This window comes from Mesomycoplasma ovipneumoniae (genome assembly GCF_033343935.1).
GTDB classification, from domain to species: Bacteria; Bacillota_I; Bacilli_A; order Mycoplasmatales; family Metamycoplasmataceae; genus Mesomycoplasma; species Mesomycoplasma ovipneumoniae_G.
In genome coordinates, this window is record NZ_JAWPGQ010000013.1 from 1 (window position 1) to 13,244 (window position 13,244).

The window sequence follows — 13,244 nt, forward strand, 5'->3', positions numbered from 1 at the left end:
TTTGCATTGAGTTTAAATAGTAGTTGTATTTTTTATGATTTTTGTTGTTTTATCCATAAATTGATTTTTGCCAGTGTCTTAAAATAGGTAATTAACTTTTGCCAAAAAGGTTAAAGAAGCGCCCAAAACTAAACCAGGACACTTTTTCAGAATTATCTATCAAACTGGGAAACTCGGTAATATCACGGAATAAACGGCTTGGAGTGACTAAATGAACGTAATTAATTGTTTTTTTGTTCAAAAAAACAAAAAAACATGTGGAAAATAATCACATGCTTTTTTAATTTTGAATAAAATATTTAAAATTTGACTAAAAATCGATATTAAATATTTTTTTACCTAGGCGAATATACTCATCAATTTGACTTTCAAGAACTGAAAAGGCTTGACGATACATTTCTGGATCACTAAGATCAACACCAGCTTGTTTGAGAATTTCGCTTGGTCAATCAGAACCACCTTTTGAAAGGAAATTTTCGATGTAATTTTTTATTGCTGTTTTTCCTTCTTTTTTGTATTTCTGGAAGAAAACATTAGCGGCAAGATAACCAATTGCATATTTATAAACATAATACCCATAATAATAATGAGGAACAATTACACTATAAATAAAGGATTTTTCGTCAATTTCATCATCATTTGGTTTGTATTTTTTAATTATTTGTTCGTAAATCTTAACAAAATCATCATATGAACCAGTTAGCTCACCACTGTCCATTTTTTTATATAAAGTAGCCTCATAATCAGCCCAAATAACTTGGCGTTGAACTGTTGAAATAAAGGTTGAAATTTTTTGGAAAACAATATCAAATTTGAGCTTATCATCATCTTGATTTTTCAAAAGATAATCATCAACCATTAATTCGTTAAAGATTGAAGCTATTTCAGCAAGAAAAATTGGGTATGAACTGTTGTGATAATCTTGGTGTAAATCAGAATAATAAGAATGAAGTGAATGTCCTAATTCGTGAGCTAAAGTATGAACTGAATTAATTGTAAAATCAAAGTTCATAAGAATGTATTTTTTTTCAAGACCGTAAGATCCACCAATTGAATATGCTCCAGAACGCTTAGAAGGCACGTAGTGATAGTCAATTCAACGATCTGAAAAAGACTTTTTAACAATTTCTGCATATTCTTCGCCCATTGGTTCTATAGATTTAAGGACAATTTCTTGGGCATCTTCAACAGAATAATTATCTTTAATTTCAACAAGTGGAACTAAACGGTCTCAATGATTCATTTTTGTTCCAAATTTTGCTTTATAGAATTGTTTTTGGGCATGAAAAAATTTATCAAAAATTGGAAAAGCAGCAGCAACATTACTAAATAAATTTTGCAAATTATCTTCTAAAAACCGATCAGAAGACAAGCAAGCTTGAATTAAAGAAGGATAATTTCTTGTCTTTGCATCAACTGAGGCAGATTTAATATGTTGATAAAATAAATTTGCAAAAGTATTTTTATGTTCCAAATAAGCTGAATAATAATTTTGATAAGCTAATTGACGAACATGAGGACTTCCGGTTTTTAAATAATTAAAGTAATTTGTCGAATTAAGTGGTAATTTATCACCTTTTTCGTCGATAATATCGGCAAATTTAGTTTCTGAATTTGAAAGAATTGAAAAAATTTTATAAACTGAAACTTCACCAAAAGATGTTTTTGTAAGATATTCTTCAACCTGATCATCAAGTTTGTGTTTTTTATTATCAAGTCGATAATTTAAATCTTTTAAATAAGGTTTTACACGTTCATCATTTATTCAGCTACGAATTTTTTCTTCATTTTTATAAAAAATAACATCAAGTGAACCTAATTTAGCCTCAAATTCTGACATTAAGAAAGAAAATTTTTCATTAAGTTGGCTAAAAACAGGACTAACAACATTTGTACTTATATTGTTTGAAATGTAATTATAAATTTTGTTATATTTAATTCCAAAGTCTTCTTCAAGTTTTTTAAAATGAAGAAAATTTTCAACATTATCAAATTGTTGGTCCTTCATTTCAATTAATTTTTTCGAAATTTGGACTATTTCGGCAAAGTTCTCCTCAACTGTTTTGCCTTCAAGTAAAACTTCTAGATCAAAACGGTGCTTTTCGGGAATTTCTGAGTATTTTTTAAATTGCATTTCTTCTCCTTTGTTTTTGTAAAATTTCGCCCTTAACTTCAAATATTACATATATATAATATAATTTAAGGAAAAATTAATTTTAGAATATAATTGTACCTTATTTTTTCAAAATTCCAATCCTAAAAAATAAAAAAATGTTATAATTAACTAAAAGATACACTTGGAGGGTGACAATGATTTTTTTGACCAAAAGAGGCAAAATTGTTCTCTTGACTGCCACGCCTATAATAATTATTCCGGTTGCTAGCGCTCTTAATCAATATTTAACATCGCTAAATTTTCCGGCTTTTGAAAACACATATTCAAACTCAAGTCCATCAACAATTGCCAAAAACGAAATCGATAAAGATCTAAAATTCAATTCTCCAGTTACAAATGCAATTTTTAAGCAAAAAGAAGAAAATAAACCTAATCAAGCACAGAAAATTGAAGATACAAAACAACCAATTATAATAAAAAATCCCGAAAAAGTTGAACAAAAAAAGCCAGAAATCGCCGCTCCACAACAAGCGCCAACTTTAAAACCAAAATTTGCACCTCAAAGTGCAACTTCAGGTCCAAATTTAATAGTTGGTACTGAGTTAAGTCGGCTCACTCAACTTGCCTTACAACGAAAAGCATCAGGATTTAGCGCAGAAATTAAAAAACTCGAATCGCGTATTGTTAATATCGAAGCGCAAGTAAAAGAAATAAATCGCTATTATGACGAAGAATATAATAAAAATAATGGTGATGATGCCCCTGGTTCACGAAGAAGTTGAGAAGAAGGACGCAGACTTAGTTTGTATTCCTGTGAGCCATCGATTGATTGTCCAGCAATTCGGCTTGAACAAAACAAAGCCGAATTAGAGCGTCTAAGACGCGAAGCAGCTAATCCAAAACCCTTGAGAGCCGATGAAATTGAACTTGTAAAACAAGGTTTGTTACCTGATGCTGACAATCCTTATGCTTGAGGTTATGATGATGAGGCTAAAAATCCAACGCTAAATCGGCTAAAAGCTGAAAATCTTAGCCGAGTTAATAACACTCCAGGTTATTATTCTCGAGATTCAAGTTCAATTTCGAGCCTTGAATACACCGGTTGGACAAAATTTGATGTTTCAAATGAATTTTCAAACATTTTTAAAGAACACGGTGTCTCAGGTAATTCAATCAAAATTTACCAATACACCCCAAATGAACAAAACGAAGACCGGGCTAATCGAAGTCCAATAAAGGCAATTGTTCTAAATGCCGATGATGCTAATGCTTTTGATAAATTTCAAAAAATAATGAACCAGGCAATCAAACAAGACAATAAAATCCAAGCTGTTGTCCTTCAAAATGTTGGTTCCCTTAATTCATTGCAAAATATTGATCCGATTCTAAAAGCAATTCCTCCTTCAGTTATTAAATTGACTTTATTTTTAAATAATCCAGCGGCAACTCGTGGATTAAGAGGACTTGAAAATGTTAAATTAAAAGAATTAGAACTCTATTCAGATTCAAATGCGGTTTCACAACATTGATCAATTAATCCAAATGCATTAAAAAACGTTGATTTTATTAGTTTTGACTATCAAAATCAGTTTAATGTTACAAAAAATTCAGGTGAAAAACTACCTTCTTCAATAATTTTTAACACACTTCGGTTTGACAAAGGCGATGATGTTGCTAAAATTAACGAAGGTCTTGAAATTGTTTTTAATTCCAAAATTAACCAACGTGTTTTTCAAGGTAATTTTGGCGGTAAAGGTGGTTGACCGACTTTTTTAGATTTTTCTGATACTAATATCAAAACTCTAAAAGGAATTTGGTTTGACGAACTTAACCGTGTTTATAATATAAATGTTGAAAATTGACCTGAGCCTTTTGCAAAAGAAAATTTTAAAGGCAATCGAACTTTAAAATTCAAGCGAATGATTTTCCAACCTGACACTGTTGGTGGGTCAGATGCTTATGTTGTTAATATTTCTGATTTTGACGGCGCCCAATTTAGTCAGCGCTTAGCCTTTGGCGATCCACCGCCGCCACCAACTGAAATTCAATTTAAGCGAAATGGTCAGGAAATTTACGGAATTCCTCTTTATTTAAAAGGTGAAAATTTGACTGGAGATGCAAAAAGCCAGCTTGAGTCTTTCATTAGGGCAGCAAATGCTAATGGTCAAAGGCGAATTACCCAAATTTATGTCGAAAGTGACGGGTTAAAATCCCAACTTGGTGGGCAAATTGGAAATGTTTTAATTCAAACTAAAATTGCTGACCAAAATAGTGAAGAAGAAGGAGATAGCTATGAAGTTGAGGTCTAAAATTTTATTTTTATTACCAAGCATTTTACCAATTATTGCTATTTCGTGTGCTAATACTGATTCAAATTTAAAAAGCATTAGTGATGTTGAAAAATCTTTAACTGATCTAAAAAATAAATTTAATTCTTCGCAAAATAGTAGTTCAGAAAACCTAAATAATTTACTTACAAAAATTAACGAAGAAATTCAGAATTTAAAAAAAATTTTAAACTCTGATAAACTTGGTAAATTCAACCAAGAATCAGAAAAAATCCTATCAAAACTAAGCACTTTTTCCGATAATGACTTACAAAATCAAGAAAAAAATGCTGAATTTCAAAAGACTTTTTCGGAACTTGTTAGTCTAGTTCAAAATCAAAAAGACACTCCAAAACCGCAAAATCCAAGTCCAAGCCCTAACCCAAGTCCTGACCCTAACCCAAATCCAAGTCCAAATCCTGATGCAAATCCAGGGCAAAACCCAAATCCAAATCCAAATCACCCTCGACCTGAACCAGTTTCGCCTGAAAAAATTTCATCATTAACACCTCAAGGTCAAACTTTTACAGAGTTTAGTAAAAAAGATAACAAACGTGTTGTTAAAGATCAATATCAATATGATGACCCTAAAAAAGAGCTAGAATACCATCGAAGTTTGAACAATATTTCTAGTCAAGGTGGGTTCACTACCGCAAGTGTTTTAAAACCTTTTCCTGAAAGTTTTAATCTTCCAAGTTCATCTGTCCTTGAAAAATTAAACCAACAAGCAAAAGATGCTAATCAACCTTATTATCAAAATGCACAATTACGTGGCTTTTCTTTACCTGAAATTGGAAATGATGGTCAAATCAAAGGTATTTTAATTAATAATTTTGTACAACCGCCAGCAGTTCCAGCTTATTGAGGAGGGAAAGAAAAGCGAACCGGTGGGTCAAATCGCAACGGTTTGCCGCGAGTTTTACCAAATGATACTTACCGAAAAATAGCTAAAAATTCGTTCTCTTTTGGAATAAGAAACGGTAAACAACGCGATCCTAATGACAATATTCCAAACCCTGATGCAGAAAAACGTGTAGTTCGTTCAGATATGTCTTTTGGAACAGCGGCAATTCTTGACTTTGAAAAAACAGAAAATGGAACTTATCCTCTAAAGTGATTTTTCATAACAAATGCACACGTTGCTGGAAGTTTGCGACTTGCAAACGATGTGCCGACTGATAAAACTCAAGTTTGAGGTCGGGATGAGTCAAATTATAGTGAAGCTTTTCGACAATATAATACTTGAACAATTACTCTGAGAAAACTAAAAAATACAACTCCAATTCATTCAAAATTGCCAACTTCAATCGGCGAAGGATTTGAGAATTACTATGACAGCGAAGAAGTTCGCGTTAAAGAATTAGAGGGAACCTTATATAATAATGGTCGGGACGGTCAATATGAACGTGACTCACTGCTTGTCCACCAAACACCAACAAAACCTTTAAATGTACGTACAATTGTAATTGGAACAAACGCGCTAAAGTCTTCGCCAAAAGACTTTTCTTCACAAAAGGTGTACCAAAATATTGAAGAAGTTCTTGATTTTGCCGTTGTTGAGGTTAATTTTGACAGTGAGTCTCAAGCAAAAAAAATGACTCAAGATTATTATAATGCAGCTCAGGAAAAAAATCATTATCAAGGTCGTGAAGAAAACTTCCTCGATCCTGAAGTTTATAAAAACATTCCGGAAAAAGATTTTTACGGTTTTGGCTGGCCTTCAACACAAAATGAAAGTCAAAGAACGCTTGACCGTCATGAAAATCCGACTGATTTTGCCAACAGACGCTTCCAAGTCTCGCCTTGATTTAATAAATCTGAAGATCTTTATTTTAATAATAACCCTGAACACAATAGTTGAAAAGGCGGGGGCGAATTTGCTTGAACTCGTTCATACCGTTCTTTTGTAAATCTGCCCGGAATTACCGACTATTTTATTACAAATCCAACGCTAACAAGTTCGTATTTTGAAATTCAACACGCCCCTAATGAAAAAGGTGATGTTTCAAGTCCTTATTTGATTTCGGGGCAAGGCTTTTTAATTGATAATTTTGCCTCTGGTGGTGGAGTTAGTGGAACTTCAATTCGTGATAGCAATGAAAAAGTCTACGGACTCCAATTTGCTTCAGATAATACTGCCTCAGCGGCTTTTGTTCTGGCTTTACGTTCTTATGGCTATGACTATAAAGGTTATTATGGAAAATATAATTTACCTTCTTATGATATAATTTATGGGTCAAAAAACCAATTTAAGTCCTATTTTGATGCAATGTTACAACTTTATGGTGATAAATCTGACAAAAAATTAAAAACTAACTTATTCCCAAATGGATTTAGTGAATCAACACGAAAAGATGTTTTTGCCTCAAAGTCTAATGTTGTTAATTTGCCAGAAGAGATCCAAAAACGCACATATTCACGGGTTGTATCAAAAATTGAAGAGGGCAACTAGTATTTAAACTAAAATTTTTTTCATTATAAATAAGATATGATATTATTTATTTTTTATAAAGTTGGATTTTCATGAAAATAACAAGACATTCTGTCATTTTGAACAATTACATTAAGTTTTCAAATTCCTTTTTTATTAGAAAGGACCAAAAAGGAATACAAATTCTTGCACTTTTAATAATTTCAGTTGTTTTTCTTATCATTTTTGCAATTGGGGCTGGGCTACTTTGAGATAAAAATATATGATGAGTAGGTCCTGCAGCATTTTGGCCTTTGCCTTTTGTTTGAGTTTATTTTGTTTTAGGTCTTTTCCTTAGAAAAAAATTTGTTGATTATTTTGATAATAATTCCATTCTTAAATCTATAAAATTTTTAAAATTATTTTTAATAAGCCGCTTGAGTTTTGGACTTTTGAATAAATTAAGAGATGAAAATTTTGAGAAATACTATAAAAAAGCCAATGAATTAGCAAACATTGACCCCTCAATTGTTTTTTATGGATCATTTGCCGAAAGTATGACTTTTTTAAAATCAGACCAAATTAACGATGTAGATTTTTGCTCAAGTTCTAATTTACGTTATGATTTAGGTGCTAAAAAAACAACAATTCTTGATAATAAACAAATCACTGACCCTTATGATATATCAATTAAAAGTGAAGAATTTAGTTTTATTTTTGTGCCAAAAAAATATCAAACAACTGTTGAAAATTTAACAATAACTTCACCAGTTTACCAAATTGCAAATAAAATTAACAAATTAGTTTTGCTTTCAAATATAAAGAATTTAGACCAAAATTATGAAATTAAATTCAAAAATACTATAGATGATTTAAAGGAAATTTCCAAATTTAATTTACCTTTTACAAAGGTCAAACTTTCCCAGTGCTATTTTGATGCAATTTTACAAAAAAGCCAATATATTTGTGTTTTAAATCAAGACAAAATACTGAATAATATTCAAAAAATTGATTTGAATTTACTTATTGAAAATTTCACTGAAAACATCGAGTTAACCTTGGAAAATCCGTTCTCAAACTATGGAAAACCTTTCAAAATTTCAGTTTTGGAATTAATAAAAGAGCTTGAGAATGACACTAAAATTAAAAATTTACGTCTTGCATTTGATAATAATTTTCATAAATTTTTTAACGATATAATTTTACCTGATCCTCATTATAAATCTGACTCGCCGCTGCTCGAATTTAGCTCAAAAGACGAATTTAATGCTTTCAAAGAAAAACTCGAAATAAGCAATTTATCATTAAATTACTTGAGTCCAAATTTAGTATTTTCATATAAAAATGATCGTAGCATTGATATTAGACATATTTTTGCAATTTTTATTGCTGAGAAATTTAAGGAATTAGAAGAAAATGAAAAATAATTATAAAAAAATTTCCTTATATTATAAATCAACATCTCCCTTTACATACATAATTTTTCGTTGATTTATTTTAGCAATAGTTGTCGGATTAATAGCAGCTGGAATTTTATTTTGGGATCTTTATGACCTTCCGGTTCCGCCATATATTTTTGTTTTTATTCCACTTTGTATTTTGGCCGCCCCTTTGTTTTTACAAACATTAATAAATTCTATTTATTTTTTTGTTAGTCCAAAAATTCTTGGCAAACTATTAGAAAAAAATTGGTTTTTGTGACTAAGTAGAAAATTAATGAAAAAATCTTGGAAAAATATGTCAGAAATTTTATTAGACTACGCTGACTAAAAATTTTTCAATACCTGAGTTTGACAGTTTGATGACAAAAATTCACTTTTTATTTAATACAAATATGCAAAAAACCCGTAAATCCGGGTTTTTTAAAATAGAAGATAAAAATGCAACGTATGGTATAATAATATTATTGTTGCATTTTTTTATTTAGGGAATATCATGGAAAAAAGAAAATTTAAACATTTTAGTTTTGAAGATTTACTAAAAATTGAGTTTTTATTGCAGAACAATAAAAGCATTAGATTTATTGCTAAACAACTTAATGTTTCACCCTCAACTGTCTCAAGAGAAATTAAAAGAAATCTAAATGAATATGGAATTTATGAAGCTAATTTAGCAATAACAAAAAGACAAAAAAGATATTATCATAGGTATTATTTCAAATTTGTTGAGTTAGGAAAATATGAGGAATTCAGCAGAATTTTTGCACTAAAATATGACAAAAAAGTCCATGGAGTTAAGCCGACATATTTTTATATAGCAGAAAATTTTCCGAACATTGAAAGACCATCTTTAAAGACTGTTTTTAATTGAATCAAAACTAATAAATGGGTAATAGTTGGAACGACAGACTCAGAAAATATTACAAAAAAGGCGGAAAAAGAACTAGAAATGCCGCACAAAGATTAGTTCCAGAAGGTTCCCGGATTTACGGGTTTTTTACCTAAAATCTTAATTTTTATTATTTTAAAGTCAACCTTTTACAAAAAAAAAAAAAACTTGGTCTAAGAAAAAATTCTGGTATAATAGAGTCGCTAAGAATGAATTAATAAATTTTGATATTGAATTAAGGGGAAATGAGTTATGTTTTTTGTCTAAAAAATCAGACAGCGCGAATTTTCCATTATGTTTTTAAATATAATGGAATGCCATAAATTTGACCGTTTAGAAATCTACAAATTTATGGCTTTTAATTATTGTTCTTTCAAAACTTCATATATTTTTTTAGGCTCAATGCAAATAAAAAGAGTTTTCTATTTGCATTGAGTTTAAATAGTAGTTTGTATTTTTTATGATTTTTGTCAGTGTTTTAACTAAAAAGGTAGTTTAAATATTTTATAATTTTGCTTTTTAAGTTAAAAACCGGACACTTTTTTAAGATTATCTCATCAAACTGGGAAACTCGGAAAAAATTGGTTTTTGTGACTAAGTACAAAATTAATGTCAAAACATTGGGTAAATAAGGCGGAAATTTTACGTTACGTTGACTAAAAAAATTTTCAATAAAAATACTTATTTATTATAAAAAAAGTTATATAATTATTTATGCAAATAATTATATACGAGGTCATTATATAAAAATGAAAGCATTAGTTTATCGTGGCGATCACAGTATCGCCCTCGAAGATGTTGACAAACCAGTTATACAAAAACCAACAGATGCAATTGTTAGAGTTACCAAAACAACTATTTGCGGTACAGATTTAGGAATTTTTAAAGGTAAAAATCCCGAAGTTGCCTCAGGTAGAATTTTAGGTCACGAAGGTATTGGTATTGTTGAAGAAATAGGTTCAAGTGTTTCTAATGTTAAAGTAGGTGACAAAGTTTTAATTGGCTGCATAACTCCATGTGGTAAGTGTGACAACTGCCGTGTACAGTTATATTCTCACTGCCGTGAAGCAGAAGGTGGTTGAAAATTCGGTTACATGATCAACGGAACCCAAGCCGAATATGTAAGAGTTCCTTTTGCCGATAATAGTTTATATAAATATCCTGATACAATTTCTGACGAAGTAGCTGTTATGTTATCAGACGCGCTTCCAACTGGACACGAAATTGGTGTTCAATATGGTCAAGTTTCACCTGGTAAATCAGTAGCAATTATTGGTGCTGGTCCAGTGGGAATGGGAGCGCTTTTAACTGCCCAGTTATATTCACCAGCTAAATTAATCGTGATTGATTTTGACAAAAACCGTTTAGAAAAAGCCAAAGAATTAGGAGCAACTCACACACTAGTTCCTGATGAAACACTATTAGAAAAATTACACGAAATTGTTGGTCCTGATGGTGTTGATGTGGCAATTGAAGCTGTTGGACTTCCACAGTCATGAGATACTTGCCAAAAAATTGTTAAACCAGGCGGAAATATTTCTGTAGTTGGTGTTCACGGTAAAAAAGTCGACTTTAATCTCCAAAATCTCTGAATTAAAAACATCACCGTTACAACCGGACTAGTAAATACAAACACACTACCAATGCTAATTAACGCTGTTTCAACCGGAAAACTACCAGTTGATGGACTAATTACCCACCGCTTCAACCTTTCTGATATGATGAAAGCTTATGATACCTTCTTAAATGCATCTGACAATAAAGCAATGAAAATTTTCATTGACGCGACAAAATAAAGTTATTATTTTCGTTTATTATTTGTAAATTGTTTTGTAAGACTCGCTGCTTTAAAGTGCGAGTCTTATTTTTTTATTTTAAATTTTTAAAATAAAAAAATAATTCAGTTATAATTAGTCTTGCTAAGAATGAATTAATAAATTTTTTGATATTGGAATTAAGGGGACCTTAATTATGTTTTTTGCCTAAAAAATCAGAAAATGCAAATTTTGGACTGTGTTTTAAAATATGATGCGAAGCCTTAAAATTAACCGTTTACAAAAAAAAAAAAAAAAATGTTTGGCCAAAAATAAAATTATGTTATAATTAACTTCACTTAAGAATAATTAATAAATTTTGGGATTAGAATTAAGGGGGAATTAGTTATGTTTTTGCCATAAAAAAATTAGATAGTGCGAATTATCCATTATATTTTTAATATGATGGAATGCCCTAAATTTAACCGTTTAGAAATCTATAAATTTAAGGCTTTTGGTTATTGTTCTTTCAAAACTTCACATATTTTTTTAGGCTCGCTGCAAATAAAAATGAGTTTTCTATTTGCATTGAGTTTAAATAGTAGTTGTATTTTTTCTTTCATTATGGTTAGATTTAAAATTCAGTGTTTTTGCTTTGATTGTTATTTTTCCTGGGTTTGCCAGTTTGATGGCAAAAATTAAGACAAAGGGTTGAATTTAACACTTCAAATCAACAAATCATGTTTAAAAATCGCGATGGTGTTCCTGTGAACCAAATATTTGAAATAGGTAATTAACTTTTGCCAAAAAAGTTAAAAAGCGTCCAAAACACCAGGACACTTTTTTAAGATTATCTCATCAAACTGGGAAGCTCGGAATAAAAAAATTTTCCCCTAAACTTAAGGTGAAATTTTACTTTGTGATTTGAAGTTTTTAGACTTCCTTTTTAGCAAGATCATCAACTGAGCCGATGAAGGCGAATTCTGATGGGGAAATATCTAAAAATTCACCATCAATAATTCGAATTACTGAGTCAATTGTTTTTTCAAGTGGAACATAAATTCCAGGTTCTTTAGTAAAGGCGGCGGCCATAAAGAAATTCTGGGTGAAAAAGTTTTCAAGTTGAAGCGCTTTACGGACAATTATTTTACTTTCAGCATCAAGTTCATCAAATCCAAGAATCAGAATAACATCTTCTAAGTCTTTGTATTTTTTCATAATTGACTTAGCGGCAATAATTGCATTAAAATGTCTTTCACCAATAACGTTTACCGAAACTGAGTTTGAGGTTGAAACTAAAGGATCGAAAGCTGGGAAAATATTTCTTGACATTTTATCACGTGAGAGCACAAATGAAGAATCAAGGTGAGTAAAGAGCGAAATAGCCGCTGGATCAGAAAGATCGTCCATTGGCAAGAAAACAGTTTGGAACGAAGTAATTGAACCATTTTCATTTTTATAAAGCCGATCTTCAATAAAAGAAACATCAGAGTCCATTGTTGCATGGTAACCACCGATTGAAACATTTTTTTCAAGCGCACTTGAGACTTCATTAGTAGCTTGAATAAAACGGTAAATGTTGTCAATAAATAAAAGCACATCTTCTTTTTCGTAGTCTCGAGCATATTCAGCGGCTGTAACTCCCATTGGCACAATCATTGAACGCGCACCAGGAGTTTCGTTCATTTGGGCAACAAACATTGTTGATTTAGACATTAAATTTGACTCTTGAAGTTCTAAAAATAGCTCAAGACCTTCACGGGAACGCTCACCTGAACCGACAAAAATTGACGAAACTTTTTGTCTTTGTTTTGAAACGTTAAAAATTATTTCTTTCATCAAAACAGTTTTACCAACTCCGGCACCACCAAAAATTCCAATTTTATAACCTTCAAAAATAGGTACAAAAAAATCAAGCGCTTTAATTCCAGTTTCAAGCAATTTGTGACGAACATTAAAATTTTCTTTGGTAACATTAACTGTTGAGTTTATCGGAATTGTTTTTGGCTTATATTGGGCATTATTTTGTGATTGGGCTAAAATGTTAAAAACTTGATTTTTAGCACTAGGACCAACAGGAACTTGTAAAAAAGTGAGTGTATTGACAACTTGGTGACCAACGGCAATTGGCTGAGATTTAGCAATCACAATTGCACGAACTGTATTTGCATCTAAAATTTTTTTAATAACCAAAACTGTCGTGTTTTGGTGCATTGTTAGAGCTTGTTCAAGTTGAATTTTATCAAGATCAGTCTGAAATTTAATTTCAGCAACATTAGTTCAAATTTGGGAAACAAAGCCAATCATTT

The 13,244-nt window shown here is 30.8% G+C and carries 7 protein-coding genes and 1 pseudogene; 6 read left to right on the forward strand and 2 right to left on the reverse strand.

Annotated elements, in window-relative coordinates:
• Positions 1 to 310: 310 nt before the first annotated feature.
• Positions 311 to 2,134 (reverse strand): oligoendopeptidase F, encoded by a 1,824-nt coding sequence (pepF, locus tag R7X45_RS03180; protein WP_318055873.1) that lies wholly within the window; start codon positions 2,132 to 2,134, stop codon positions 311 to 313.
• 176 nt (positions 2,135 to 2,310) lie between these two features.
• On the opposite strand from pepF, the gene R7X45_RS03185 reads away from it, so the two are divergent.
• From R7X45_RS03185 to R7X45_RS03210, 6 genes and pseudogenes are all read left to right on the forward strand, one after another.
• Entirely contained in the window at positions 2,311 to 4,425 is a 2,115-nt protein-coding gene (locus tag R7X45_RS03185; RefSeq protein ID WP_318055874.1) for a putative immunoglobulin-blocking virulence protein, read from the forward strand.
• Positions 4,409 to 6,895: an Ig-specific serine endopeptidase MIP gene (gene mip / locus R7X45_RS03190; RefSeq protein ID WP_318055875.1), complete on the forward strand. Its 2,487-nt coding sequence runs from the start codon at positions 4,409 to 4,411 to the stop codon at positions 6,893 to 6,895. Before R7X45_RS03185 ends, mip begins: the two co-directional genes overlap by 17 nt.
• A gap of 71 nt (positions 6,896 to 6,966) precedes the next feature.
• The gene (locus R7X45_RS03195; protein WP_318055876.1) at positions 6,967 to 8,280 is read left to right on the forward strand and encodes a hypothetical protein; all 1,314 of its coding nucleotides are present in this window, start codon (positions 6,967 to 6,969) and stop codon (positions 8,278 to 8,280) included.
• Positions 8,270 to 8,623 carry a hypothetical protein gene (locus R7X45_RS03200; RefSeq protein WP_318055877.1) on the forward strand — a complete coding sequence of 118 codons (354 nt, stop codon included), beginning with the start codon at positions 8,270 to 8,272 and terminating at the stop codon, positions 8,621 to 8,623. Before R7X45_RS03195 ends, R7X45_RS03200 begins: the two co-directional genes overlap by 11 nt.
• A 165-nt stretch (positions 8,624 to 8,788) precedes the next feature.
• A pseudogene (locus tag R7X45_RS03205) lies at positions 8,789 to 9,270 on the forward strand (helix-turn-helix domain-containing protein); the annotation flags it as partial.
• Between the two features lie 660 nt (positions 9,271 to 9,930).
• Complete coding sequence (locus R7X45_RS03210) at positions 9,931 to 10,977, forward strand: zinc-dependent alcohol dehydrogenase family protein (protein ID WP_318055879.1); 1,047 nt, start codon at positions 9,931 to 9,933, stop codon at positions 10,975 to 10,977.
• A gap of 891 nt (positions 10,978 to 11,868) precedes the next feature.
• Here the strand turns inward: R7X45_RS03210 and R7X45_RS03215 are convergent.
• Positions 11,869 to 13,242, reverse strand: coding sequence for an MSC_0618 family F1-like ATPase beta subunit (locus R7X45_RS03215; RefSeq protein WP_318055880.1), 1,374 nt, complete (start codon positions 13,240 to 13,242; stop codon positions 11,869 to 11,871).
• Positions 13,243 to 13,244: the final 2 nt, after the last annotated feature.